We start from the raw sequence: 26,358 nt of genomic DNA, 5'->3' as shown, positions 1-26,358 counted from the left end.
CGGGCTCAGTCGAGCACCGCCTCGTGCACGAGCCGCTTGAGCTCGGGATAGATCGAGTGGGACGACGTCGGGCGGACCTGGGTGTAGAACTGCACGGTCAGGTCATGGCGCGGGTCGACCCAGAAGGTCGTACTGGCCACCCCGCTCCAGCCGAACGCGCCCTCACTGGACGGCGACCGGGTGATCTCGGGGTCCACCACGACGGAGACCCCGAGCCCGAAGCCGAGCCCCGCGTTGCCGGGTTCCCGGTGCAGCGCGCTGCCGAAGGTGCGGCGGTCGGCACCGCCCGGGAGGTGGTTGGCGGCCATGGTGTCCACGGTCTCGGGCTTCAGCAGCCGGGCGCCGTCGAGTTCGCCGCGGCGGCGGAGCATCTCCATGAAGCGGTGGTAGTCGTGCGCGGAGGCCACCATGCCGCCGCTCCCGGAGAGGAAGCGGGGGCGGCCATGCAGCGGGAGCCCGGCGATCGGGGTGATCCGACCCTCGGCGTCCTCCCCGTAGAGCTCGGCGAGCCGCCCGGCCTGCTCGTCGGTGACACAGAACCCGGCGTCCGTCATCCCCAGCGGCCCGAAGATTCGCTCGGCGAGGAACACGTCGAGGTCCTGTCCCGACACCACTTCGATCAGGCGGCCGAGCACATTGGTGGAGACCGAGTAGTTCCACTCGGTGCCCGGCTCGAACTGCAGGGGCAGTCCGGCGTACACGTCGCAGGTCCCGGCCAGGTCCGTGCCCGGCGCCACCGAAGACTCCAGACCTGCGTCGCGGTAGAGCGCGTCGACGGGGTGGGAGTGGTAGAAGCCGAAGGTCAGACCCGAGGTGTGGGTCAACAGGTGCCGGATCAGGAGGCGTTGCTCGGCCGGGCGGGTCTTCATCTCGGCGCCGGACCCGCTGACGTACACCTGGGGATCGGCGAAGGCGGGAAGGAAGCGGGCGACGGGGTCGTCGAGCCGGAAGCGTCCCTCCTCCAGGAGCATCAGCGCGGCGACCGAGGTGACCGGCTTCGTCATCGAGTAGATCCGCCACAAGGTGTCGGTCTCGACGGGGAGCCGGGCCTCGCGGTCGCGGTGGCCGTACGTGGTGAGGTGCGCGACCTTGCCGTGCCGGGACACGGACACGAGGTAGCCGGGCAGCCGGAGGTCGTCGACCAGGTGGGAGAAGTGCTGGTCCAGGCGGGCCAGCGCCTTCGGATCAAGACCGGCCTCGCTCGGCTCGATCTCTTGTCGCAGATGTCCCATGGCTCTCCTCCGGACTGCGGCTCTCGGACTCGCTCGCCCTCATCGTCCCGCTCACCCTCATCGTCTCGTACGGACTTCACAGGGGGCGTCGGTGGGTGGGGGACCGGCGGTCGGGGCTCGGTGCCCAGGGCATCGCCGCGACCCGGGAGCCGTAGTGCCGACAGCGCGCCGATCGCCGTGACAGCCGCGAGGACGGTCAGCGCGGGGCCCATGTCGTCGCCGGCCAGGCCGACCAGCGTGGTCGCGACGGCCACCCCCACCGTCGGTCCGATGTTCATCGCCGTCCGCTGGAGGCCGCCCGCCACCCCGGCCGACCCGGCGGACGCGCAGCGCACCACGACGGCCGTCGCGCTCACCATCACCGCGACGAACCCCGCGCCCAGGAGCAGGAAACCGGCGCCGATGGCCAGGTCCGTCGAGGACCGGTCGAGCCGGGACAGCAGCAGGACACCGAGGAGGAGCAGCGTCATCGCGGCTCCGACGACGCTGTTGGTCAGCGTGAGACGGCGACGTACCGACGGGTTCACCGTTCCTCCGGCCCGAGGTGCGCGTCCAGCGCGGTGTTCAACAGGGGTACGAAGTCGATGGCTCCCGTGGCGAGTTGGAGGCTGCCCCAGCCCCACAGCTGGGCGATCCCGTGCAGGTTCGCCCACAGGGCGCTCGCAACGAGGGTGGCGTCGGCCTCCGGGCGCGCCCGGCCGACCAGGTCCACGAGGAGGCCGAACAGCGGAAGACTTGTCTCCCGCAGTCCCAGTCGCCCACTCTCCAGCAGATCATGACGGAACATCAGCTCGTACATTCCGGGCTGGGTGAAGGCGAAGTCGAGGTAGACCCTCCCCAGGGTCGTGAGCTGGGCGCGGGGACTCGCCCCGCCGTCGCCCAGTGCCGCCGCCGCCCGGGCCCCCAGGTCGGCGAAGCCCCGGTGCGCGATGGCGGACAGCAGCTCCAGGTGGGTCGAGAAGTAGCGGCGCGGGGCGCCGTGGGAGACGCCCGCGCGACGGGCGATCTCCCGCAGGGTCAGAACCTGCGCGCCCTGCGTGGTCACCAGGTCCACGCCCACCTCGATCAACCGGGCTCGCAGCCCGGTTTCGCTTTCACTCATAGACGCTGTCTACCAGTCTGCGTAGACACTGTCTACGTGACGGGAATGGTCATGTGTCCCCCGGGGTTGAGCGATACATGACCCAGGACGCGACGCAGGACGCACTCCTCAAGCTGCTCTCCGAGTACGACGGCGGGGTGCTGGTCACCCTCAAGAAGGACGGCCGGCCCCAGCTGTCCAACGTGAACCACGCCTACGATCCCGACGAGCGGATCGTCCGGGTCTCGATCACGGACGACCGGGCCAAGACCCGCAATCTGCGCCGGGACCCGCGGGCCTCCTACCATGTGACGGCCGAGGACCGCTGGGCGTACACGGTCGCCGAGGGCACCGCCGAACTGACCCCCGTCGCCCAGGACCCCCATGACGAGACCGTCGAGGAGCTCGTCCGGCTCTACCGGGACGTCCTGGGCGAGCACCCCGACTGGGACGACTTCCGGGCCGCGATGGTCCGCGACGGCCGGCTCGTCCTACGGCTCCATGTGGAGCGCGCGTACGGCATCCCTCGCGAGCGCTGAGCCCGCTCGAGCGACAGGATCTCCGCGCACACCGGCCGCCCCTGAACCCGGCCGGGGTGCGCGGAGTGGCTCTGTGTAATCGCGCAGTTTCTTTCCGCTTGTTCCGGCTGATCTTCTTGCCGAAAGCGTCAGCTGTCAACCGTGTGCCGACCGCGCCGGCCCGAGAACCGCCAAGTCCCCGACAGCCTGGGGCTGCCGGGGACTTGAGTGACCGGAGTGAGGAGCGCGGTCAGCGGTCAGGCGGTCACGGCCTCGCGCCTCGCGGCGTCCTGGGGCACCCGCTCGCCCAGATCCTCCGTCGGCACCTTGTGCGTCTCCCGGGCGGTGAGCGCGGCGAGCACCGGCGGGATGCACAGGGCCGCGGTGAACAGCGCCACGGACGACCAGTCGTTGCCGCCCGGACCCGCGATCTGCGCGGCGAAGGTGACCGCGAACCCGGCGACGGCGAAGCCGATCTGCGTGCCGATCGCCATACCGGAGAGCCGGACGCGGGTGGAGAACATCTCGCCGTAGAAGGACGGCCAGACACCGTTCGCCGCGCTGTACACGACGCCGAAGGCGAGGATGCCGAAGAGGAGGACGAGGGGGTACGAGCCGGTGGAGATGGCCCACAGGTAGGCGAACATCAGCACGGCGCTGCCCGTGGCGCCGATCAGAAAGACCGGACGGCGGCCGATGCGGTCGGAGAGCGTGGCCCAGGCGGGGATCGCGCCGAGGGCGACGACGTTGGCGAGCGCGCCCACCCACAGCATCTGCGTGCGCGACAGCCCGACCGAGTCGCTCGTCCCGTAGGCCAGCGCCCACACCGTGAAGATCGTGCTGACCGAGGCGATCAGGGCGCCCGCGACGACCCTCAGGACGTCCGCCCAGTGCTCGCGCAGGAGCACGACGAGGGGCAGCTTGGGGACGCCCTCACTCGCGGCCTGCTGGGTGAAGGCCGGGGTCTCCTGCAGGGTGCGGCGGATGACGTAGCCGACCGCGGTGACCGCGACGCTCGCCCAGAACGGTACGCGCCAGCCCCAGGAGAGCAGCTGGTCCTCGGGCAGCGCGGCGATCGGCAGGAACACCAGGGTCGCCAGGAGCTGGCCGCCCTGGGTGCCACTGAGGGTGAAACTGGTGAAGAAGCCCCGGCGGTTCGGCGGCGCGTGCTCCAGTGTCATGGAGTTGGCGCTCGCCTGCTCACCGGCCGCGGAGATGCCTTGCAGGACGCGGCAGAGCACGAGCAGGACCGGGGCGATACCGCCGACCTGGGCGCGGGTGGGCAGACAGCCGATGAGGAACGTCGACAGGCCCATCAGCATCAGCGTGAAGACCATGATCTTCTTGCGGCCGACCCGGTCGCCGAAGTGGCCGAGGAAGAGCGCGCCGATCGGGCGGGCCGCGTAGGCGACACCGAACGTGGCCAGGGAGAGGAGGGTCGCGGTGGCCGGGTCCGAATCGTCGAAGAAGACCTTCGGGAAGATCAGGGCGGCGGCGCTGCCGTAGATGAAGAAGTCGTAGTACTCCAGGGCGCTGCCGATCCAGGCGGCCATGGCTGCCTTCCGGGGCTGGCCGGATGGCGCGTCGAGCGGGGCGGCGGGGACGGACACGGCGTGCTCCTTCGAAGGAACTCCGGGGGAGGGAGTGACGGAGTGGCGGAGGGGAGAGGTGCCGGGGCCCTGGGGTGTACGGGTCGGCCGTGCCGGATGCGACGAGTCTGCTTGACGGTGATAGGTCTGCTCAACGTTACGCGCCCGGCTAATTAACCCACTGGATAGTTAGTAGCGGATGGCTACGGATGTTGCGCCCACGTTTCCCAGGTGTCAAGAGGTTGCGCTGAAGGTGCTTTCCCCGCCGTGCCTCACGCCTGCCCCGGGAGCGGGGCGCGGAGCGCGGTCCCGGTCCTCCGGTTCTCAGTCCTCCGTGCGGTCCGCCGTCAGATAGGCGATGACCATGTCACCGAGCATGGTCCGGTAGTGCTCGCGCTGGTCGGGGGCGACCAGGTCACGGCCGAAGAGGGCGCCGAAGGTGTGCCGGTTGGAGACCCGGAAGAAGCAGAACGAGCTGATCATCGCGTGCAGGTCCACGGCGTCGACGTCGGCCGTGAACAGCCCCGACCTCCGGCCGGTCTCCAGGATCCGGCGGATCACCTCCAGCGCGGGGGAACCGATCGTCCCGAGCTCCTCGGAAGCGGCGATGTGCTCCGCCTCGTGGATGTTCTCGATGCTGACCAGCCGGATGAAGTCCGGGTGGGCCTCGTGGTGGTCGAAGGTCAGCTCGGCGAGCCTGCGGATGGCCGCGACCGGGTCCAAGTGCTCGACGTCCAGCTCCTGTTCGGCCATCCGGATCTCGGAGTACGCACGCTCCAGAACGGCTGTGAACAGCTGCTCCTTGCCGCCGAAGTAGTAATAGATCATCCGCTTGGTGGTGCGGGTGCGAGCCGCGATCTCGTCGACGCGGGCACCGGCGAAGCCGGCGCGCGAGAACTCCTGGGTCGCCACGTCGAGAATCTCGGCCTTGGTCCGGGCGGCGTCGCGGGTGCGCCCGATGGGCCGGGCAGGTTCTTCGACGCTGGTCATCGGCTTCCTTCGGGCGAGGGGGTCGGTGCCCGCGATTCTAGAAGCAGGGTCTGTCGCGGTGGTCCCGGGTTCCTGGGCGGGCCTTCCCGTGGGCTCGGGATGCTGATATAGCTAACGTACTAGTTCGTACATTAGTAAGTCGCTCAGGAGGTCCGCCGTGACCATGGATACCTATCTCGTCGGCCTCATCGGTTCCGGCATCGGCCCCTCGCTCAGCCCCGCGCTGCACGAGCGGGAGGCCGACCGGCAGGGACTGCGCTATCTGTACCGGCTGATCGACATCGACATGCTCGGCGTCGGACCGGAGGCGGTGGGCGACCTCGTACGTGCCGCGCGGGACCTCGGCTTCGACGGGCTGAACATCACGCACCCCTGCAAGCAGCTGGTCATCGACCACCTCGACGAGCTCGCTCCGCAGGCAGCGGCCCTCGGCGCGGTCAACACCGTCGTCTTCGAGGGCGGCCGTGCGATCGGGCACAACACCGATGTCACCGGGTTCGCGGCGTCCTTCGCGCGCGGGCTGCCCGATGTCTCGCTCGAGCGGGTCGTGCAGCTGGGCGCGGGCGGGGCGGGGGCGGCCGTCGCCCATGCCGTACTGACGCTGGGCGCGGGGCACGTCACCGTCGTGGACGCGATGCCGGACCGGGCGGCGGATCTCGCCGCCGGGCTGAACCTGCACTTCGGCGCGGGGCGGGCACAGGCCGCCACGCCGGATGCGCTGGGGGAGCTTCTCGGTCGTGCCGACGGTGTGGTGCACGCGACGCCCACCGGGATGGCGGCCCATCCCGGGCTCCCCTTCCCGGCCGAGCTGCTGCATCCCGGTCTGTGGGTTGCCGAGGTGGTGTACCGGCCGCTCGAGACCGAGTTGCTGCGTACGGCCCGGGCGCTGGGGTGCGCGACGTTGGACGGTGGGGGCATGGCCGTGTTCCAGGCCGCGGACGCGTTTCGGCTGTTCACGGGGCGGGAGCCGGACGCGGTTCGGATGCTGGCGGACATCTCTGAGCTGGCGAGTGCGGCGGGTGTTCGTGGCTGAGGGCGCCTCATGGGTGGGGTGGCTCCGGTTGTGGAGCGATTGCTAAGGAGTATCGACGTGCGTACGTCCATTGCCACTGTCTCGCTCAGTGGGTCCCTGACCGAGAAGCTCACGGCCGCGGCGCGGGCGGGGTTCGACGGGGTGGAGATCTTCGAGAACGATCTGCTCGCGAGCCCCCTCACGCCCGAGGAGATCCGGGCCCGCACCGCCGACCTCGGTCTGAGCATCGATCTGTACCAGCCGATGCGGGACATCGAAGCGGTGCCCGAGGAGGAGTTCGCCCGCAATCTGCGCCGCGCCCGGCACAAGTTCGAACTCATGCGGCGCCTCGGGGCCGACACGGTCCTGGTGTGCTCCAGCGTCTCCCCGCGCGCCGTGGACGACGACGCGCTCGCGGCCGACCAACTGCGCCGGCTCGCCGACCTCGCACAGGACTTCGGCATGCGCGTCGCCTACGAGGCGCTCGCGTGGGGCCGCCATGTGAGTACGTACGACCACGCCTGGAGCATCGTCGAAGCCGCGGACCACCCCGCCCTCGGCACATGCCTGGACAGCTTCCACATCCTCGCCCGGGGCGGCGACCCCAAGGGCATCGAGGACATCCCCGGCGAGAAGATCTTCTTCCTGCAGTTGGCCGACGCCCCGCTGATGGCGATGGACGTCCTGCAGTGGAGCCGCCACTACCGTTGCTTCCCGGGCCAGGGCGGCTTCGACATCGCGGGGTTCCTCGGACACGTCCTGCGTGCCGGATACCGCGGACCACTCTCCCTCGAGGTCTTCAACGACGTCTTCCGGCAGGCCGAGGCAGGCCCGACCGCCGTGGACGCGCGCCGTTCCCTTCTCGTCCTCCAGGAGGCGACGGGACTCGCGACCCCGCCCGTGCCCGTGGTGCCGACCGGTGTCGCCTTCGCCGAACTCGTCACCCCCGACGCCGAACCCGTCACCGGGCTCCTCGGCGCCCTCGGTTTCACCCGCAGGGCCAGGCACCGCAGCAAGCCGGTGGACCTCTGGCAGCAGGGCGAGGCCCGCGTCCTGGTCAACACCGGTCCGGCCGCCCGGCGCGACGGCACCTCCCTTGCCGCCGTAGGCCTGGAGTCCCCGGACCCGGCCGCCGCGGCCCGGCGCGCCGAATCCCTCCTGGCCCCGGCCCTGCCCCGCCGCCGTGCCCCCGAGGACGCCCTGTTGGACGCGGTGGCCGCCCCCGACGGCACCGAACTCTTCTTCTGCGTCACGGATCACCCCGGGCGCCCCGAACTCACGAGCTGGACGGGCGACTTCGTGGCGGTCGTACACGAACGACTTCCGCAGCACGTGGCCCGCATCGACCACCTGGCCCTCACCCAGCCCTGGCACCAGTTCGACGAGGCGGCCCTCTTCCATCGCAGCGTGCTCGGCCTGAGCGCGCAGGACAGCGTCGATGTCGCCGACCCGTACGGACTGCACCGCAGCCGCGCGGTCACCAACGCCGACGGCAGCGTCCGGATCGCCCTCGGTGTGGGCCCCGCCCCCACCGACGAGGGTGCTCGCGCCCAGCACATCGCCCTCGCCACGGACGACGTGGTCGCCGCGGCCCGCCGCTTCCGCGAGGCCGGCGGCCGGCTGCTGCCGATACCCGCGAACTACTACGACGACCTGGCCGCCCGCTATGAGTTCGCCGACGGCGAGCTGGCGGCGTACCGGGAACTCGGCATCCTCTACGACCGCGACGCGGAGGGCGAGTTCCGCCACTGCTACACGGAGACGGTCGGCCGTGTCTTCTTCGAACTCGTCCAGCGGGACGGCGGTTACCGGGGCTACGGAGCCCAGAACGCCCCGGTGCGGCTGGCCGCGCAGCACAGGGTGCGCCGACCAGGGCGCTGACAGACAGCACAGTCATGTCATGAGGCCGCTCATCTGAGCCCCGCGCGGCGCATATTACCCGTCAGTTGACATTGAAACATCAATGACCACCGCTATCATCGCACCACCCGCGGAACACCTCTGCGGAGCGACCGTCGGCCGATCACAGCGGCAGCGCGGCATCGCCCCCAGTCTGCCGCCCAGGACGTGGAGCAATCGGCCTCCGGCTCCGAGGCCGGTTTCAGTGCTTCACGTTCTGAGAGGGAGTCCATGCCGGGAGACCGCTTCACCCCCGACTTCGACCCCGACTACGGGGATGCGCGCCTCACCACCGCACGCAAGGACATCGCCAACGGCCGCTGGCAGGGCCTGCGTGATCTGCTGCGGGTGACCGGTCCCGCGTGGTCCGTGCGCGGCCACCGGATCCGGCTGCTCGCGCCGGCGTGCGCGGGCAACTCGCTGGTCGAGTCCTGGCTCGCCGCGGAGCCCCGCAGCGCCGACGCGCTGGTCCTGCGGGCCGCGACCGAGGTGGCCAGGGCCTTCACCCTCGCCGCCGCGGGCGGGCACGTACCCGTCGAACAGCGCCGCGTCGACCAGGCGGTGATGGCCTGTCTCCAGGGCGCCGAGGCCTGCCCCGAGGACCCCACACCCTGGATCTGTCTCATCTCCGTCGCCCGGCTCTACACCGCCGGGGTGCGCCGCCAGGAACTCGGCCGCTGGTGGGACGAGTTGCATGCCCGCGACCCCTACACGATGGAGGGCCACCTCCATGTGCTGCGCTACTACTCGGCGCGCTGGCACGGCACCCACGGCTTGATGTACGACTTCGCCCGTGACGCCGCGGCCGTCGCCCCGCCGGGCTGCGCGCTGCCGGTTCTGGTGCAGTTCGCCCGCGTCGAGGAGTACCGCTCTCTTCAGGACGGGGCGAACGGCAGGGGGGAGGCGCCCGGCGATCTCGACCGGCACTGGAACAACGACGGAGCCGTCGACGACGTACGGCGCACCTGGCAGCGCTGGATCACCGCGCGCCCGGACGGCCAGCCCGCACCGGAGGAGGTGCGTGACCTCAACTACCTGGCGCACGCCGCCGGCTACGCGGGCCTGCCCGACCTCGCGGCCCCGCTCTTCCGGATCCTCGGGGTGCGCGCCAGCCGGATGCCCTGGTCGTGCACCGGCGACCCGGAGGCGGAGTTCGTGAAGTGGCGCAGGCGCTCCTCGCGCGGCGCCTGAGCCACCTCACGTGTCCCGGCCGCAGAGGTGGCACGGCCGGGACCGGTGGGGAACCGACGCGGACTCCTTGATGCGGTCCCACAGGGCCATGAGAACTCCATACGTTGGGAGAGGCCCGGTCCGCCCCGGAGGGCGGACCATGACCTCTTCGATTTCTACAGCAATGTAGAAACTAGCGAACCGCCGCGGAAGTTCCGGTGGTGTTCCACTCGGCGATCACAGGATGCCCGTGCTCGGTGGACAACCGGCTGACGGTGCCCGTCGCGAGCTGGAACAGTCGCCCGTCCGCGGGGGACAGCCCGAGCCGACGGGCCGTCAGCACGCGCAGGAAGTGGCCGTGTGCCACGAGGATCACGTCGCCGTCGGCGAGCGCCGGCCCGACGCGGGACAGCACACGGTCGGCGCGCTCCGCCACCTCCGCCGGTGACTCGCCGGGACGGCCGTCGGGGCCGGGCGGCACGCCGTCGTTCCACAGGAACCAGTCGGGCCGGGTGCGGTGTATCTCGACGGTCGTGATGCCTTCGTACGCGCCGTAGTCCCACTCGTGCAGATCGGGGTCGGCCACGGCCCCGTACACGCCCGCGAGTTCTGCCGTGCGTACCGCGCGGCCGAGCGGGCTGGTCAGGGCCAGGGCGAAGGTCCGGCCGGCGAGCAGCGGTGCGAGGGACTTGGCCTGTTCCTCGCCGCGCTGGGTGAGGGGCAGGTCGGTCCAGCTGGTGTGCTGGCCCGACACGCTCCACTCGGTCTCACCGTGACGGACCAACAGGAGGTCGCCCATGGTCGTTACTTCGCCGACTCGACGGCGTGGCCGCCGAACTGGTTGCGCAGCGCCGCGATCATCTTCATCTGCGGGGAGTCGTCCTGACGGGAGGCGAACCGCGCGAAGAGGGAGGCGGTGATGGCGGGCAGCGGGACGGCGTTGTCGATGGCGGCCTCGACGGTCCAGCGGCCCTCGCCGGAGTCGTCCGCGTAGCCGCGCAGCTTCTCCAGGTGCTCGTCGTCGTCCAGCGCGTTGACGGCGAGGTCGAGCAGCCAGGAGCGGATGACGGTGCCTTCCTGCCAGGAGCGGAAGACCTCACGCACGTCGGTGACGGAGTGGACCTTCTCCAGGAGCTCCCAGCCCTCGGCGTAGGCCTGCATCATGGCGTACTCGATGCCGTTGTGGACCATCTTGGAGAAGTGGCCCGCGCCGACCTTGCCGGCGTGCACGAAGCCGGCGTCGCCCTCGGGCTTGAGGGCGTCGAAGATGGGCTGCACCTTCGCGATGTGCTCGGCGTCGCCGCCGACCATCAGCGCGTAGCCGTTCTTGAGGCCCCAGACGCCGCCGGAGACGCCCGCGTCGACGAAGCCGATGCCCTTGGCGGCCAGTTCCTCCGCGTGCTTCTCGTCGTCCGTCCAGCGGGAGTTGCCGCCGTCGACGACGGTGTCACCCGGCTCCAGCAGGTCGCCGAGCTCGTCGATGACCGACTGGGTCGGGGCGCCGGCGGGGACCATCACCCACACCACGCGCGGGCCTTCGAGCGCGCTCACGAGTTCGGTGAGGCTGCTCACGTCCGAGACCTCGGGGTTACGGTCGTAGCCGACGACCGTGTGGCCCGCGCGGCGGATCCGCTCGCGCATGTTGCCGCCCATCTTGCCGAGGCCGATGAGTCCGAGCTGCATGTTGTTCACTTCGCGGTGCTCCAGAGTGTGATGTAGATTACGTGCCTCAACATGCGAGAACTTGGCATGTTGCCGGGCAGGTTTCGACCCGGCTGGCGTTGATCGTGTAAGACCTGACGGAACGGTGTTCCGCTGGGCTGTGTGAGCCAGGAATCAACCCTGTTCGCAAGGGTGAGGATTCAATTCTTTCGGAGAGTGCGGTACGCGGCCACGAGGGCGGCGGTGGAGGGGTCGAGGCCCCTCACGTCGGCGCCCTCGGTCAGCGCTGGTTCCACCCGCTTGGCTAGGACCTTGCCCAGCTCGACTCCCCACTGGTCGAAGGAGTCGATGTTCCAGATCGCGCCCTGGACGAACACCTTGTGCTCGTAGAGGGCGATGAGCTGGCCGAGGACCGACGGCGTCAGCTCGCTCGCGAGGATCGTGGTCGTCGGGTGGTTGCCCTTGAACGTCTTGTGCGCCACCAGTTCCTCGGGCACGCCCTCGGCGCGCACCTCGTCCGGCGTCTTGCCGAAGGCGAGGGCCTGGGTCTGTGCGAAGAAGTTCGCCATCAACAGGTCGTGCTGGGCTGCGAGTTCGGGCTCCAGCTCGTCGACCGGGTTGGCGAAGCCGATGAAGTCGGCCGGGATCAGCTTCGTACCCTGGTGGATGAGCTGGTAGTACGCGTGCTGCCCGTTGGTGCCGGGCGTGCCCCACACCACCGGACCGGTCTGCCACTCCACCGGCTCGCCGTCGCGGTCCACCGACTTGCCGTTGGACTCCATGTCCAGCTGCTGCAGGTAGGCGGTGAACTTGGACAGATAGTGCGAGTACGGCAGCACGGCGTGCGACTGGGCGTCGAAGAAGTTGCCGTACCAGATGCCCAACAGGCCTAGCAGCAAAGGAGCGTTGGCCTCGGCAGGAGCCGTACGGAAGTGCTCGTCGACGATCCTGAACCCGTCGAGCAGCTCACGGAAGCGGTCCGGGCCGATCGCGATCATCAACGACAGGCCGATCGCCGAGTCGAAGGAGTAGCGTCCGCCGACCCAGTCCCAGAACCCGAACATGTTGGCCGTGTCGATACCGAAGTCCGCCACCTTGTCGGCGTTCGTCGACAGCGCCACGAAGTGCTTGGCGACGGCCTTCTCGTCGCCGTCGAACCTGTCCAGCAGCCAAGTCCGAGCCGAGGTGGCGTTGGTGATGGTCTCGATGGTGGTGAACGTCTTGGAGGCGACGATGAACAGCGTCTCGGCCGGGTCGAGGTCGCGGACGGCCTCGTGCAGATCGGCGCCGTCCACGTTCGACACGAACCGCACGGTCAGCGAACGGTCCGTGAAGGCGCGCAGCGCCTCGTAGGCCATCGCCGGACCGAGGTCGGAGCCGCCGATACCGATGTTGACGACATTGCGGAGAGGACGACCCGTGTGACCGGTCCACTCGCCGGCGCGGACCCGCTCGGCGAAGTCGGCCATCTTGTCGAGCACGGTGTGCACGCCGGGGACGACGTTCTCGCCGTCGACCTCGATCACGGCGTTCCGCGGGGCCCGCAGCGCGGTGTGCAGCACGGCCCGGTCCTCGGTGGCGTTGATCCTCTCGCCGCGGAACATCGCGTCCCGCAGCCCGAACACATCGGTGGCGGTGGCCAGTTCCTGGAGGAGGGCGAGGGTCTCGTCCGTGATCAGGTGCTTGGAGTAGTCGATCCGCAGATCGCCGACCCGTACGACATAGCGCTCCGCGCGGGCGGGATCGGCGGCGAACAGCTCACGCAGCCGCGGGTGGAGCAGACCGTCCGCGCGGTGGTCCTCCAGGGCCACCCACTCCGGACGCCGCGTGAGCTTGGGGGAGTCAGACATGACGGGGGGTCTCCTTGGTGGCCTCGCCCCGCAGGGCGACGGCGTACATCTCGTCCGCGTCGAGGCGGCGGAGCTCCTCGGCGATCAGCTCGGAAGTGCTGCGCACCTTCAGGGCGAGGGTGCGGGAGGGCTGCCCGGGCAGCGACAGCGTGGCCAGCGGGCCCTCGGGCCGGTCGATCACGATCTCGCCGTTCTCCGTGCCGAGCCGTACCGCGGTCACCACCGGGCCGGCGGTGACGACCCGCTCGACCGGGACTTCGAGCCGGGCGCCCAGCCAGCGGGCGAGCAGCTCGGCGCTCGGGTTGTCGGCCTCGCTCTCGACGGCGGCCGAGATCACCTTCGTACGGGCCTGGTCGAGTGCGGCGGCCAGCATGGAGCGCCACGGTGTCAGCCGGGTCCACGCCAGGTCGGTGTCGCCGGGCGCGTACGAGTTGACGCGGGCCTCCAGGGCCGTGAGCGGCGCCTCGACGGCGTACATGTCGGTGATCCTGCGCTGCGCGAGGGCGCCCAGCGGGTCCTTGGCGGGTACGTCGGGGGCGTTCACCGGCCACCAGACCACGACGGGCGCGTCCGGCAGCAGCAGCGGCAGGACCACGGAGTCGGCGTGGTCGGTCACCTCTCCGTAGGTCCGCAGCACGATGGTCTCACCGGCGCCGGAGTCGGTGCCCACCCGGACCTCGGCGTCGAGGCGCGAGGTGGTGCGGTCGCGCGGGGTGCGGGCGTGCCGCTTGATGACGACCAGGGTGCGCGAGGGGTGCTCGCGCGAGGCCTCCTCGGCGGCCTTGATCGAGTCGTACGCGTTCTCTTCGTCGGTGACGATGACCATCGTCAGGACCATGCCCACGGCGGGGGTGCCGATGGCACGGCGCCCCTGCACGAGCGCCTTGTTGATCTTGCTTGCCGTGGTGTCGGTCAGGTCGATCTTCATGGCCTGCGCCAGCTCCGTCCGTCTCGTGCGAGCATCTCGTCGGCTTCCTTCGGACCCCAGCTGCCCGAGGGGTACTGCGCGGGCTTGCCGTGGGTCTCCCAGAACTCCTCGATCGGGTCGAGGATCTTCCAGGACTCTTCCACCTCCTGGTGACGGGGGAAGAGATTGGCGTCGCCGAGCAGGACATCCAGGATCAGGCGTTCGTACGCCTCCGGGCTGGACTCGGTGAACGACTCGCCGTAGGCGAAGTCCATCGTGACGTCCCGGATCTCCATCGACGTACCCGGGACCTTCGATCCGAAGCGCACCGTCATGCCCTCGTCGGGCTGGACGCGGATGACGATCGCGTTCTGGCCGAGCTCCTCGGTGGCGGTCGAGTCGAACGGGGAGTGCGGGGCGCGCTGGAAGACCACCGCGATCTCCGTCACCCGCCGGCCCAGGCGCTTGCCGGTGCGCAGATAGAAGGGGACGCCCGCCCAGCGACGGTTGTCGACCTCCAGCTTGACGGCCGCGTAGGTGTCGGTCGTCGAGTGGGGGTCGATGCCCTCCTCCTGCAGATAGCCGGGCACCTTCTCGCCGCCCTGCCAGCTCGCCGCGTACTGGCCGCGGACGGTGTGCTCGCCCAGGCTCTCCGGCAGCTTCACCGACTTGAGGACCTTGAGCTTCTCGGTCAGCAGCGACTCGGCGTCGAAGGCGATCGGCTCCTCCATGGCGGTCAGCGCCATCAGCTGGAGCAGGTGGTTCTGGATGACGTCACGGGCCGAGCCGATGCCGTCGTAGTAGCCGGCCCGGCCGCCGATGCCGATGTCCTCGGCCATGGTGATCTGCACGTGGTCGACGTACGACCGGTTCCAGATCGGCTCGTACATCTGGTTGGCGAAGCGGAGCGCCAGGATGTTCTGGACGGTCTCCTTGCCGAGGTAGTGGTCGATGCGGAAGACCTGCTCCGGGTCGAACACGTCGTGCACCAGCGCGTTCAGCTCGCGCGCGCTCTCCAGGTCGTGGCCGAACGGCTTCTCGATGACCGCGCGCCGCCAGGAACCCTCCGGCGGGCTCGCGAGCCCGTGCTTCTTGAGCTGCCGGACGACCTTCGGGAAGAATTTCGGCGGTACGGAGAGGTAGAAGGCGTAGTTGCCGCTGGTGCCGCGGGCCGCGTCGAGCTCCTCGATGGCCGAGCGCAGCTGCTTGAACGCCGTGTCGTCGTCGAAGGTGCCCGGGACGAACCGCATGCCCTCGGCGAGCTGCTGCCAGACCTCCTCCCGGAACTCCGTCCGCGCGTGGTCACGGACCGAGTCGTGCACGATCTGGGCGAAGTCCTCGTCCTCCCAGTCGCGGCGGGCGAATCCGACGAGCGAGAAGCCCGGCGGCAGCAGACCACGGTTGGCGAGGTCGTAGACGGCCGGCATCAGCTTCTTGCGGGACAGGTCGCCGGTGACACCGAAGATGACGAGTCCTGAGGGACCCGCGATCAGGGGGAGGCGGCGGTCACGGCGGTCACGGAGCGGGTTGTCCCATTCCGTCACCGGAACGGGTCCGTCGCCCTTGGCCTCCGCCTTCACACCGACCGGTTCCACGGTCGTGTCACCAGGTCCCTCCGGCGCGGCGGCCGCATCCTGCGGGATACCGTCGGGAAGCGATTCACTGGAGTCCACCTCACGAGCACGCTCCGGCTGACTCGTCGGACCTGCTTTTTCGGCCGGGGGTCCGGGGGTTGCCCCCCGGGAAGGCACAGTACGCTTGGTCATTCCCCTTCAACTCCCTTGCCGCTCAGCGAGGTCGCGACCGCGTCGAGCAGGTCGCCCCAGGCCGCCTCGAACTTCGAGACACCCTCGTCCTCCAACAGGCCGACCACCTCGTCGTAGGAGATTCCGAGCTTCTCCACGGCGGCCAGGTCGGCGCGCGCCTGGGCGTAGCCGCCGGTCACCGCGTCGCCGTGGATGTCACCGTGGTCGGCGGTGGCGTTGAGCGTCGCCTCCGGCATGGTGTTGACCGTGCCCGGCGCGACCAGCTCGTCGACGTACAGCGTGTCCTTGTACGAGGGGTCCTTGACGCCCGTCGAGGCCCACAGGGGGCGCTGCTTGTTGGCGCCGGCCGGAGCGAGCGCGGTCCAGCGGCCGGAGGCGAACACCTCTTCGTACGCCTCGTAGGCGAGTCGCGCGTTGGCGAGCGCCGCCCTGCCCTTGAGGGCGAGGGCCTCGTCGGTGCCGACCTTCGTCAGCCGCTTGTCGATCTCGCTGTCGACGCGGGAGACGAAGAAGGAGGCGACGGAGTGGACGGTGGCGAGGTCGATGCCCGCCGCCTTGGCCTTCTCCAGGCCCGCCAGGTAGGCGTCCATCACCTCGCGGTAGCGCTCCAGGGAGAAGATCAGCGTGACGTTGACGCTGATGCCGAGGCCGATGACCTCGGTGATCGCCGGGAGGCCGGCCTTCGTCGCCGGGATCTTGATCATCACGTTCGGGCGGTCGACGAGCCAGGCGAGCTGCTTGGCCTCGGCGATGGTCGCGGTGGTGTTGTGGGCGAGGCGCGGGTCGACCTCGATGGAGACCCGGCCGTCACGGCCGGCGGTCGCGTCGTACACCGGGCGCAGGATGTCGGCCGCGGCGCGGACGTCGGCCGTGGTCATCATCCGGACGGCCTCGTCGACCGTCACGCCGCGCTCGGCCAGGTCGGCGAGCTGCTCCTCGTACCCCTCACCGGAGCCGATGGCGGCCTGGAAGATGGAGGGGTTGGTGGTGACGCCCACCACGTGCCTGGTCTCGACGAGTTCGGCGAGGTTGCCGGAGGCGATGCGCTTGCGGGAGAGGTCGTCCAGCCAGATGGAGACGCCTTCGTCGGAGAGGCGCTTGAGGGTTACCGCGGTCGCGGTTGCTTCGGTCACAGTGATCATCTTCTTTCGTGCGATCGGATCAACCGCGGGCGGCGGCGAGGGATTCCCGCGCGGCGGCGGCGACGTTCTCGGCGGTGAAACCGAATTCGGCGAACAGGGTGTTGGCGTCGGCGGAAGCGCCGAAGTGCTCGAGCGAAACGATGCGTCCCGCGTCACCGACGTACCGGTACCAGGTCAGGCCGATGCCCGCCTCGACCGCCACGCGGGCCTTCACGGACGGCGGAAGGACACTCGCCCGGTACTCCGGGGACTGCTCCTCGAACCACTCCACGGACGGCATCGACACGACCCGGGTGCCGATCCCCTCGGCCTCCAGCAGTTCGCGCGCCTCGACGGCGAGGTGCACCTCGGAGCCGGTGGCGATCAGGACCAGGTCGGGCGTCCCGGTGGAGGCGTCACGCAGGACGTAACCACCCTTGACAGCCTCGGAGTTGGCCTCGTAGGTGGGCACGCCCTGGCGGGTCAGGGCCAGGCCGTGGGGGGCGGGGTTGGTGGCGTGCCGCTTGAGGATCTCGGCCCAGGCGATCGCGGTCTCGTTGGCGTCGGCCGGGCGGACGATGTTCAGGCCGGGGATGGCGCGCAGCGAGGCGAGGTGTTCGACCGGCTGGTGGGTGGGGCCGTCCTCGCCCAGGCCGATGGAGTCGTGGGTCCAGACGTAGGTGACGGGCAGTTGCATCAGCGCCGACAGACGCACGGCGTTGCGCATGTAGTCGGAGAAGACCAGGAAGGTGCCGCCGTAGATACGGGTGTTGCCGTGCAGCGCGATGCCGTTCATCTCCGCGGCCATGGAGTGCTCGCGGATGCCGAAGTGGACGGTACGGCCGTACGGGTCGGCCTCCGGCAGAGGGTTGCCCTTCGGCAGGAAGGAGGACGTCTTGTCGATGGTGGTGTTGTTCGAGCCGGCCAGGTCGGCGGAGCCGCCCCACAGCTCGGGGATGACCGAGCCGAGCGCCTGCAGGACCTTGCCGGAGGCGGCGCGGGTCGCGACGGACGTGCCCGCCTCGAACGCCGGCAGCTTCTCCTCCCAGCCCTCGGGAAGCTGGCCGGCGACGATCCGGTCGAACAGCGTGGCCCGTTCGGGCTGCGCCGTGCGCCACTCGGCGATCCGCTTGTCCCAGGCGGCGTGCGCCTCGGCACCCCGGTCCAGGGCCGCACGGGCGTGGGCGAGGACCTCGCCCGCGACCTCGAAGGTCTGCTCCGGGTCGAAGCCCAGGATCCGCTTGGTGGCGGCGACCTCGTCCGCGCCGAGCGCGGAGCCGTGCGAGGCCTCGGTGTTCCGGGCGTTCGGCGCGGGCCAGGCGATGATCGTGCGCATCGCGATGATCGAGGGCCGTTCGGTCTCGGCCTGAGCCGCCTTCAGCGCCGTGTACAGCGCGCGGACGTCGATGTCGCCGTCGGCCGAGGGCTCGATGCGCTGCACGTGCCAGCCGTAGGCCTCGTAGCGCTTCAGCACGTCCTCGGAGAAGGCGGTGGCGGTGTCGCCCTCGATGGAGATGTGGTTGTCGTCGTAGACGAAGACCAGGTTGCCCAGCTTCTGGTGGCCCGCGAGCGAGGAGGCCTCGGCGGAGATGCCCTCCTCCAGGTCGCCGTCCGAGACGATGCCCCAGATGGTGTGGTCGAAGGGCGACTCGCCGTCCGGCGCCTCGGGGTCGAACAGACCGCGCTCGTAGCGGGCGGCCATCGCCATGCCCACCGCGTTCGCGACACCCTGCCCGAGCGGACCGGTCGTGGTCTCCACGCCCGCGGTGTGCCCGTACTCGGGGTGACCCGGCGTCTTCGAACCGTGCGTGCGGAACGCCTTCAGGTCGTCCAGTCCGAGCTCGTAGCCGGAGAGGAAGAGCTGGGTGTACAGGGTCAGCGAGGTGTGACCGGGGGAGAGGACGAACCGGTCGCGGCCGGTCCACTCCGGGTCGGCGGGGTCGTGTCGCATCACCTTCTGAAAGATCGTGTACGCCGCCGGGGCCAGGCTCATCGCGGTGCCCGGGTGGCCGTTTCCGACCTTCTGCACGGCGTCAGCAGCCAGGATGCGAGCGGTGTCGACGGCTCGGCGGTCGAGTTCGGTCCATTCGAAGCCGTCGGGGCTCTGCGTACTCATCTTCAAGAAGTCCTCACTGGATCTGGAATCGCTGGTGGAACGCCTTCAAACCTAAAAGTCTGACTTTTGCCGGGGAAGGTGCCCGTGTGTCAGCCTTCGGTGAAAGTGGGACACGGAGTGCTGGAGCGAGCCGACGCGAGAGGGACATGACAGACAGAACCACCCAAGGCGGTGTCCAGGGCGAAGACGGCACCCAGGACGGGATCAGGACCTTCCCCTTCCCGGTCGATCTGAGCCTGTCCGGCGTCGGTATGCAGGTCGGCGAGATGGGGACCGGGCGCGTCTGGCACGCGGACGCCCCGCTGGAACGGGTGCACCGCATCGACTTCCACATCGTGATGCTCTTTCACGAGGGCCCGGTGAGACACATGATCGACTTCGCCGAGTACGACGTGTCCGCCGGCGACATCCTGTGGATCCGCCCCGGCCAGGTGCACCGCTTCTCCCGCACCGACCGCTACCGCGGCACCGTCCTGATCATGCAGCCCGGCTTCCTCCCCCGGACCACCGTCGAGGCGACCGGTCTCTACCGCTACGACCAGCCCCCGCTGCTGCGCCCAGACGCCGCCCAGCTGGCCGCCCTGGAGCACTCGCTCGCCCAGCTGGAACGCGAGTACGTCGACACCACCACGCTGCCGCTCAGCCTGCACACCTCGGTGCTGCGGCACTCCCTCACCGCGTTCCTGCTGCGCCTCGCCCATCTCGCGGCCAGCTCGGCCGAGGCGGCCCGCGAGCAGACCGACACCACGTTCACGCGCTTCCGGGACGCGGTCGAGAAGGACTTCGCCACCAACCACAGCGTCAGCGCCTACGCCGACGCGCTCGGTTACTCCCGCCGCACCCTGGTGCGCGCGGTGCGCGCGGCCACCGGTGAGACCCCCAAGGGTTTCATCGACAAGCGGGTGGTCCTGGAGGCCAAGCGGCTGCTGGCCCACACGGAGATGCCCATCGGCCGCATCGGCGTCGCCGTGGGCTTCCCGGACTCGGCGAACTTCTCCAAGTTCTTCCACCAGCACACGGGGACGAGCCCGGTGGTGTTCCGGGCGGAGCTGCGCTGAGTCGGTGCCCAAGAAAAGGGTCCGTACCGAAGAAAAGGGGCGGGCCCGCGGGCCCGCCCCTTCACTCCTCGTACCGCTCGCCGAGGAACCTCCTCGTCAGTGGCCGAAGTCGAACCAGTTGACGTTCACGAAGTCGGCCGGCTGGCCGCTGGTGAAGGTCAGATAGACGTCATGGGTGCCGGTGACGCCGCTGATGTTGGCCGGGACCGTCCGCCAGCTCTGCCAGCCGCCGGTGTTGCCCACCGCGAAACTGCCGATGGGCGTGCTCGTACGGTTGTCGAGGCGCACCTCGACCAGGCCGCTGACGCCGCTCGCCGCACCGCTCGCCACGCGCCCGATGAACTGCGTGGCCGCCGTGGAGCCGAAATTGACGCCCTTGTACAGCGCCCAGTCCCCGTTGGCCAGTGAGCCGATGTCCTGGCCGCCGCCGGTGTCCGTGGTGGCCTCGGTGCTGGTGCCCGACTGGCTGTCGTACGACTCGGCCTGGATGGCGCTGTAGGCGTCACGGTTGCCGGTCGGAGGGGGCGTGGTACCGCTCCCACTGGCCTGCAGCACCTGGACGTAGTCCACGACCAGCGGGTGGCCGGGCTCGGTGCCGCTGTCCGGACCGCCGCCGAACGCGTCGGGGAAACCGCCGCCCATCGCCACGTTCAGGATGACGAAGTAGCCGTGGTTGGTGGCGTTCGCCCAGGTGGTCGCGTCGACCTGGTTCGCCTTGACCGTGTGGAAGTTGACGCCGTCGAGGTAGAAGCGGATCTCCTCGGGGCTCGTGGAGCGGTCCCACTCCATGGCGTAGGTGTGGAAGCCGGCCTGACAGGTGGTGCCGGCGCACGGGGTGTTGCCGCCGATACCGCTGGTCTCGTTGCACGGGCCGCCCGGGTTGGTGCCGCAGTGCATGGTGGCCCACTCGGTGTTGAGGCCCTGGACGTTCTCCATGATGTCCAGCTCGCCGACGCTCGGCCAGTTCTGGTAGTTGCCGCGGTAGGGCGCGCCCAGCGTCCAAAAGGCGGGCCAGTAGCCCTTGGCGGCAGCGCCGGTCACGTTCGGCATCTGCAGCCGCGCCTCGACGCGGAGTTTGCCGCCCGCGGGCGGCTGGAAGTCGGTGCGGGTGGTCTCGATACGGCCCGAGGTCCAGTTGCCGGAGGCGTCCCGGCGCGGGGTGATCAAAAGGTTGCCGTTGCCGTCGAGCGCCACGTTGTTGGTGCTGGAGGTCATCGTCTCGACCTCGCCGGTGCCCCAGTTGGCGGCGCCGCCCGGATAGCTGGTGCCCGTGTCGTACTGCCAGTTGGAGGTGTTGACGCCGGAGCCGGCCGCCCCGGTGAAGTCGTCGACGAAGACCTGGGACCAGCCGGCCGGGGCAGTGGGCGCGGACGCGTTCGCGGGGAGGACCGCGGCCACGGCCAGGGACAGCGTGCCGACGGCGGCCAGGATGACGCGCCGCAGGGGGCCACGTCTGACAGGTGTGCCGGAGGGTTCACTCATGAATGCCTCTTCGGTACGGAGTGGGGGTGCGCGGGTGCTGCTGAGAGCGCTCTCAAGCAAGGTGCGCGGCCAATGTGCTCTCTGCTACTCCGACCGTCAAGAGGTAAAGCCGAGAAACTCCTTTCCCTGTACGGGAGTTCAGGCATTGAAGCTGGGACGGCCGAGGCTGCGCCGACAGGGCCTAAGGGCTGTCCCGTAATCCCCGGTGGATCAGCGCGCGGCGTCAGATGCGGTGCATCGCAAGGCGGAGGGTCGTCCTCATACCGGGCGTATTCGGGCGATCCGGCAACGCGGCGAGGTGCCGTAGCTGTCGTCGTGCGCCCGCCGGGGATTACGGGACAGCCCTTAGAGGGCGCTCCCCGCCTTCCAGTCCGCCCAGGACAGGTTCCAGCCGTTGAGGCCGTTGGACGCCTCGACGGTCTTCTCGCCCGAGTTCTTGACGACGACGACATCGCCGAGCATCGAGGCGGCGTAGAACTTGTAGCCCGGTACGGAGCTGTCGTTCGCTCCCTTGGCGTCGTGCAGACCGACGCAGCCGTGGCTGGTGTTGGTGGAGCCGAAGACCGAGGTCGAGGCCCAGTAGTTGCCGTGGATGAAGGTGCCGGAGGTGGTCAGGCGCTGGGCGTGCGGGACGTCCGAGATGTCGTACTCGTCGCCGAGCCCGACGGTCGAGGACTCCATCCGGGTCTGCTTGAAGCGCTCGCTGATCACCATGATCCCGGACCAGGTGGTGTGGTCGGCGTCGCCGCCGCTCACCGGGTAGGAGGCGAGGGTGGAGCCGTCGCGCTCGACGGTCATGGTCTTCTTCGCCAGGTCGACCGTGCTGATCTGACGGCGGCCGATGTGGAAGGTGACGTCCTTGGACTGGGTGCCGTAGACGCCGGTCGTGCCCTCGACGTCCTTCAGGCGCAGGCTCAGCGTGATCTTCGTGCCCGCGGCCCAGTACTCCTCGGGCCGGAAGTCGAGCCGTGTGTCGCTGAACCAGTGGCCGACCACCTCGACCGAGGGCTCCGCCGTCACTGTGATCGCCTTTTCCACGGCGGCCCGGTCCTTCACGGCCTCGGTGAAGTTGATGGAGACGGGCATACCGACACCGGAGGTCGAATTCGCCTCGGGCGTGAAATAGCCCACGAACGTGTCCGAGGGCTGCTTCGTGACGAAGCTCGCGCTCTGCGCGGCGGCGCCCTTGGGCGTGGCCGTGACCGTGTATTTGGTGCCCGAGTAAGGGTTTTTCGTGGACGTCCATTTCGTACGGGCGTCATTGAAGGATCCCGCCAGGGTGGAGCCGTCGTTTCCGCTGACCTCGACGCTCGCGAGCGTGCCGTCGCTGACGGTGACCTCGACCGGGCTCGTGAAACCGGCCTTCTTCGTGCCGTCGGCCGGGGTGACGGTCACGGTCGGAGTCTTGACCTCGGCTTTTGTGCTCGCGCCCGCCTTCGCGTCCGTTCCCTCCGAGGCGTCCGCGGAGCCGCTGCAGCCTGTCAGTACAGCTGCCGGCACAGTACCGAGCACGGCCAGGACCCCACGACGCGACATTCGCCCAGGCCGTCTGTCGGCCCGCTCGGACCGGTTCGATATCTCAGAGACGCCCAGAGCATGCCTTCCTGTGTTGACCACCAGTGCGATCGCATGGTGCGCCTCTTTCCTGGGGTGATTCTGTCAACTACCTGTCAAGAAGTGACGGGCTTGCGCAACGGACATCGCTGGCTGTGATGCTACGTTCGCGTCCAGTCCCACGGAGGCGTGATCGCCAGTTGGGACAGGGGCCGTTGACTCGACCCCGCGTCGCCACAACTCCCACGCACGGGCGCGGATGTTGCGGGAGCCATTCCGATCTGCATGATCAACGAATCCGCAGGACCGGCACACGAAGCGGGCCTGTGAGACCCGGTTCGCCTTGGCTGCGTGCCCGCACTCGGCGCAGGTGCGGGACGTGTACGCCGGATCGACGTACACCACTGGCACCCCGGCTTTGCGAGCTTTGTACGCGATGAACGTCCCCAGCTGGGCGAAGGCCCAGCTGCAGTGGGTGGCCCGTTGGGGCTTGCGAAGCCGTACCCGCTCGCGGATGCCTGTGAGGTCTTCCAGGGCAATACCGCGACCGGTGCGTTCTGCCTCAGCCACCACGTGTTTCGCGATCTTGTGGTTGATGTCTTTCGCACGCCGTGCCTCCTTGTGCCGCCGCTTCTTCAGGCGTCGCTTGGAGGACGGGGTGCTCTTCTTCTGTAGTTTGGCCCGCAAGCCGCGTTCGCGCAGACGGGTGCGATTGAGTTCGCGTCCGGCCATGATCTCGCCGTCGCTGGTGGTGGCGATGTTCACAATGCCCAGGTCAATACCAAGAAAGTCCACCGGGGTGGTGTTCAGCTCGGCCTCGGGCACCTCGCAGGTGGCGTTGAGGAACCATGTGCCATCCCGGTACAGCAGATCCGACTCACCGCGACGGTGCAGCGCCAAGTGGGCAAGTTGCTCCGGCGAGGCGGTGAAGGACACGTTCTTGACCCGACCAGCCACGGTCCAGATGGATACCATTCGGTCGGGGATCTGCCATGACAGGCAGCGGTCGTCGAACGGCTGGGCCGCGCCCAACCGGAAGACGATCGGTTTGCCCGTCGCCTTCTCGTGCCGCTTCGAGCCGGGCCTGCCCAGGTTCCCGGCCTTCAGGTTCGCCCGAAGCGTGGCATACGCGTCCGCAACCTTCCGCAGCACATGCAGGGCGGGCTGTGCCGAGAGGCCGCGAGCCCGCAGGTCGGCATATGCGAAACCCTGCAGGGCCCTGCGGGAGGCCACCTCGCGCGTGAACGCTTGCTCCGACAGCCAGTTCGCTGCCTCATTGCAGACAGCAAGGGTTGCCTCAAGTGCCGCTGCCTGCACGGGCGTCGGCTCCAGCTTGACCTGCACCACCAGCTTCACGATCACCGAACGTACACACCTGCACGAGACGCCACCGCAGGTTCGAGATCGATCACTGGATCGGGTGACGGATCGATCGTGCGTCGCAAGTTCTCCAACCAGTCTGAAATTCAGGCCGGTTGGGTCATCGACACTCCGGACTCGACCAGGTCCTGAAGGCTCGGGCCGGAGCCGAGGACGCCTTCGGGCGCGCGGTCGCCCTCGACCCTGGCTTCGCGCCGGGGTACGCGGTGGCGGGCTGTGACGGGTTCGATGCCTAGGCGTCCAGGCCGGGCCGCGGTGCCGTCCACCGCGCGCACTTCTCCTGGCACAAGGCGCTGGACGACCCCGTCGCCGTACGAAAACGGTGGTCCGCGCAGCTCGTCCCGGGCGGGTGACCGGGGTGCGGGCCCCGGTCGACTCGGGGGCGCTGCAGCGGCGGGCCAGGCTGAGCACCAGCCGGAGCGGGAAGGTGCCCGCGGCGGACGCCATCGACACTGTCGCGCGAGGTCGTGGAGCGGCCCGCGGGCGCCGATCCCGTACAGCGCGAGGTCGTCGAGGAGTCGCTGCTGTAAGGCCCGGTGGCGGCAGGCTTGTGTGACGTGGCCAGGCGACTCCTGGACGCGCGCCTCGACAGCGCAGCGACGCCACGGGACCGACGGCTGCTGGCGGCGCTTTCCAGCTGACGGGTCCGGCTCGCGCGAGGCCCGGCTCGATCATCTGTCCATACGGGCCCGCCGCGGAGGATGGTCGGTGTCCAACTCGGCGCGTGCCTCCGGCTGCCAGCCGAGTGCCCGGGAGATTCCCCGCGCCGCCAGCCGTACCGCCGGAATCAACGCCGGTACCTGGGCATCGTGTTCGGGGACCACGACGGAGATCGCGGCTGCCACCGTGCCGACCGCGCCGCGCACCGGAGCGGCGACCGACAGGGCGTCGTCGGTGACCTGACGGCTGCTCACCGCGACGCCGGTGCGCCGGACTTCGGCGAGTGCGCGGCGCAGGCGGGCCCCGTCGGTGATGGTGTGCGGGGTGAATGCGGCCAGCGGCCTCGAACAGTAGGCCTCTTGGAACGCCGGGTCACCGTGGGCCAGCAGTGCGAGGCCCACGCCCGTCGCGTGCAGCGGCCAGCGGGCGCCCACCTGGATGCGTACGCCGACCGCGGAGCGTCCGGAGATCCACTCGATGTAGACGACCTCGGAGCCGTCGCGGACCGCCATCTGCACGTTCTCGTGCGTGGCCTCGTAGAGGTCTTCCAGGTACGGCAGCGCGATCTGACGGAGAGCGAGGCCGCGGGGTGCGAGGGCCGCGACCTCCCACAGGCGCAGGCCCACGTGGTAGACGCCGTCGGCATCCCGCTCCAGCGCGCCCCAGTCGGTGAGGGCGCCCACCAGCCGGTGCGCGGTGGTGAGGGACAGTCCGGCCCGGCGGCTGATTCCCGTCAGGGAGAGTGCCGGGTGCTCGTGGTCGAAGGAGGCGAGCACCGCGAGCAGACGGTCGGGCGCGGACAGTGTGGTCATGAGTTCAGTTCGGCTTCCGCGACCCGTTGCAGGAGCGTGTGCAGGACGGCCCGCTCGGCGGGGTCGAGCGGCTGGAGGAGGTCGTTCGTGACGCGCAGGCCCGCCTCGTCCGTGTCGCGCAAAAACGCCCGGCCGGCCTCCGTGAGGACCACGATCCGGCTGCGCCGGTCGTCCGGCGACGGGCGGCGCTCGGCGAAACCGAGTTTCTCCAGGTCGTCGACGAGTCCGACGATCGCGCTCGGGTCGTAGCCGAGCCGCGAGCTCAACTCCCGCTGGAGCGCGCCCTCGGAGGTGGCCAGGAAGCGCAGCAGCGCGTAGTGGCGCAACCGCAGCCCCGACTCCTCGAGGAAGGTGTTGAACAGTTGCCCGGAGCGAAGGCCCAGCCGGTACAGCAGATAGCCGGTGTCCGCGTGCAGTCCGCGCATCCACGGCTCCTGGGCGTCGATGGGGGCGGGACCGGTGGCCGGGCTGGTGGCGTGCTGCTGGCCTGCGATGACGG

Annotated in this window: 22 protein-coding genes and 1 pseudogene; 5 read left to right on the top strand and 18 right to left on the bottom strand. The window is 69.6% G+C overall.

Translation table 11 applies throughout. From position 1 onward, the window contains the following. Positions 1–5: 5 nt before the first annotated feature. From OG819_RS43445 to OG819_RS43435, 3 genes and pseudogenes are all read right to left on the bottom strand, one after another. On the bottom strand, positions 6–1,232 hold the full coding sequence (locus tag OG819_RS43445) for a serine hydrolase domain-containing protein (RefSeq protein WP_266654877.1): 1,227 nt from the start codon (positions 1,230–1,232) through the stop codon (positions 6–8). Positions 1,233–1,315: 83 nt separating this feature from the next. After that, positions 1,316–1,705 (bottom strand): annotated as a pseudogene (locus OG819_RS43440) (MFS transporter); the annotation flags it as partial. A 50-nt stretch (positions 1,706–1,755) separates the two neighbouring features. Further along, positions 1,756–2,334 (bottom strand): TetR/AcrR family transcriptional regulator, encoded by a 579-nt coding sequence (locus tag OG819_RS43435; protein ID WP_266631214.1) that lies wholly within the window; start codon positions 2,332–2,334, stop codon positions 1,756–1,758. Positions 2,335–2,411: 77 nt separating this feature from the next. On the opposite strand from OG819_RS43435, the gene OG819_RS43430 reads away from it, so the two are divergent. After that, positions 2,412–2,852 (top strand): PPOX class F420-dependent oxidoreductase, encoded by a 441-nt coding sequence (locus OG819_RS43430; RefSeq protein WP_266631216.1) that lies wholly within the window; start codon positions 2,412–2,414, stop codon positions 2,850–2,852. Positions 2,853–3,088: 236 nt separating this feature from the next. On the opposite strand, the gene OG819_RS43425 is transcribed toward OG819_RS43430, so the two are convergent. Together OG819_RS43425 and OG819_RS43420 are read right to left on the bottom strand one after the other, a co-directional pair. After that, positions 3,089–4,441, bottom strand: coding sequence for an MFS transporter (locus OG819_RS43425; RefSeq protein WP_266631218.1), 1,353 nt, complete (start codon positions 4,439–4,441; stop codon positions 3,089–3,091). 303 nt (positions 4,442–4,744) lie between these two features. Then, on the bottom strand, positions 4,745–5,410 hold the full coding sequence (locus OG819_RS43420; RefSeq protein ID WP_266427976.1) for a TetR family transcriptional regulator: 666 nt from the start codon (positions 5,408–5,410) through the stop codon (positions 4,745–4,747). A 157-nt stretch (positions 5,411–5,567) separates the two neighbouring features. On the opposite strand from OG819_RS43420, the gene OG819_RS43415 reads away from it, so the two are divergent. From OG819_RS43415 to OG819_RS43405, 3 genes are all read left to right on the top strand, one after another. Beyond that, positions 5,568–6,443, top strand: coding sequence for a shikimate dehydrogenase (locus OG819_RS43415; protein WP_266631221.1), 876 nt, complete (start codon positions 5,568–5,570; stop codon positions 6,441–6,443). A gap of 57 nt (positions 6,444–6,500) precedes the next feature. Continuing rightward, positions 6,501–8,303 (top strand): sugar phosphate isomerase/epimerase and 4-hydroxyphenylpyruvate domain-containing protein, encoded by a 1,803-nt coding sequence (locus tag OG819_RS43410; RefSeq protein WP_266654856.1) that lies wholly within the window; start codon positions 6,501–6,503, stop codon positions 8,301–8,303. A 249-nt stretch (positions 8,304–8,552) separates the two neighbouring features. Further along, positions 8,553–9,512 (top strand): hypothetical protein, encoded by a 960-nt coding sequence (locus OG819_RS43405; RefSeq protein ID WP_266631225.1) that lies wholly within the window; start codon positions 8,553–8,555, stop codon positions 9,510–9,512. A gap of 172 nt (positions 9,513–9,684) precedes the next feature. On the opposite strand, the gene OG819_RS43400 is transcribed toward OG819_RS43405, so the two are convergent. From OG819_RS43400 to tkt, 7 genes are all read right to left on the bottom strand, one after another. Next, positions 9,685–10,290 (bottom strand): histidine phosphatase family protein, encoded by a 606-nt coding sequence (locus OG819_RS43400; protein WP_266654854.1) that lies wholly within the window; start codon positions 10,288–10,290, stop codon positions 9,685–9,687. Positions 10,291–10,295: 5 nt separating this feature from the next. Next, on the bottom strand, positions 10,296–11,324 hold the full coding sequence (gnd, locus tag OG819_RS43395; protein ID WP_266655560.1) for a phosphogluconate dehydrogenase (NAD(+)-dependent, decarboxylating): 1,029 nt from the start codon (positions 11,322–11,324) through the stop codon (positions 10,296–10,298). Positions 11,325–11,353: 29 nt separating this feature from the next. Further along, entirely contained in the window at positions 11,354–13,003 is a 1,650-nt protein-coding gene (gene pgi, locus OG819_RS43390; protein WP_266654852.1) for a glucose-6-phosphate isomerase, read from the bottom strand. Continuing rightward, on the bottom strand, positions 12,996–13,931 hold the full coding sequence (opcA, locus tag OG819_RS43385; protein ID WP_266631231.1) for a glucose-6-phosphate dehydrogenase assembly protein OpcA: 936 nt from the start codon (positions 13,929–13,931) through the stop codon (positions 12,996–12,998). Before opcA ends, pgi begins: the two co-directional genes overlap by 8 nt. Next, positions 13,928–15,490: a glucose-6-phosphate dehydrogenase gene (gene zwf, locus OG819_RS43380; RefSeq protein ID WP_266634878.1), complete on the bottom strand. Its 1,563-nt coding sequence runs from the start codon at positions 15,488–15,490 to the stop codon at positions 13,928–13,930. The genes opcA and zwf overlap by 4 nt, the downstream gene beginning before the upstream one ends. Before the next feature lie 182 nt (positions 15,491–15,672). Beyond that, positions 15,673–16,818, bottom strand: coding sequence for a transaldolase (gene tal / locus OG819_RS43375; RefSeq protein WP_266631238.1), 1,146 nt, complete (start codon positions 16,816–16,818; stop codon positions 15,673–15,675). Positions 16,819–16,837: 19 nt separating this feature from the next. Continuing rightward, positions 16,838–18,913, bottom strand: a complete 2,076-nt coding sequence (tkt, locus tag OG819_RS43370) for a transketolase (protein ID WP_266654850.1) — start codon at positions 18,911–18,913, stop codon at positions 16,838–16,840. Between the two features lie 146 nt (positions 18,914–19,059). Here tkt and OG819_RS43365 point away from each other — a divergent pair, with 146 nt between their 5' ends. After that, positions 19,060–19,971, top strand: a complete 912-nt coding sequence (locus tag OG819_RS43365; RefSeq protein WP_266654848.1) for an AraC family transcriptional regulator — start codon at positions 19,060–19,062, stop codon at positions 19,969–19,971. 96 nt (positions 19,972–20,067) lie between these two features. Here OG819_RS43365 and OG819_RS43360 read toward each other — a convergent pair whose 3' ends face one another. The 6 genes from OG819_RS43360 to OG819_RS43335 all read right to left on the bottom strand — a co-directional run bounded on the left by OG819_RS43360 (position 20,068) and on the right by OG819_RS43335 (position 26,284). Continuing rightward, positions 20,068–21,453, bottom strand: coding sequence for a glycoside hydrolase family 16 protein (locus OG819_RS43360; RefSeq protein ID WP_266654846.1), 1,386 nt, complete (start codon positions 21,451–21,453; stop codon positions 20,068–20,070). A 345-nt stretch (positions 21,454–21,798) separates the two neighbouring features. Continuing rightward, positions 21,799–23,046, bottom strand: coding sequence for an Ig-like domain-containing protein (locus tag OG819_RS43355; RefSeq protein ID WP_266655558.1), 1,248 nt, complete (start codon positions 23,044–23,046; stop codon positions 21,799–21,801). 66 nt (positions 23,047–23,112) lie between these two features. After that, the gene (locus OG819_RS43350; protein WP_323139426.1) at positions 23,113–24,369 is read right to left on the bottom strand and encodes a transposase; all 1,257 of its coding nucleotides are present in this window, start codon (positions 24,367–24,369) and stop codon (positions 23,113–23,115) included. A gap of 104 nt (positions 24,370–24,473) precedes the next feature. Beyond that, on the bottom strand, positions 24,474–24,653 hold the full coding sequence (locus tag OG819_RS43345) for a hypothetical protein (RefSeq protein ID WP_266654844.1): 180 nt from the start codon (positions 24,651–24,653) through the stop codon (positions 24,474–24,476). Between the two features lie 405 nt (positions 24,654–25,058). Beyond that, positions 25,059–25,859, bottom strand: coding sequence for an IclR family transcriptional regulator (locus tag OG819_RS43340; protein WP_266654842.1), 801 nt, complete (start codon positions 25,857–25,859; stop codon positions 25,059–25,061). After that, positions 25,856–26,284, bottom strand: coding sequence for a MarR family winged helix-turn-helix transcriptional regulator (locus tag OG819_RS43335; protein ID WP_266631250.1), 429 nt, complete (start codon positions 26,282–26,284; stop codon positions 25,856–25,858). The genes OG819_RS43340 and OG819_RS43335 overlap by 4 nt, the downstream gene beginning before the upstream one ends. Between the last annotated feature and the right edge of the window lie 74 nt (positions 26,285–26,358).

Origin of the sequence: Streptomyces sp. NBC_01549, from assembly GCF_026339955.1 — a bacterium.
In the GTDB taxonomy this organism is placed as follows: Bacteria; Actinomycetota; Actinomycetes; order Streptomycetales; family Streptomycetaceae; genus Streptomyces.
Note: the sequence above shows the minus strand (reverse complement) of the source record. Positions and strands in the feature narration are given on the sequence as shown.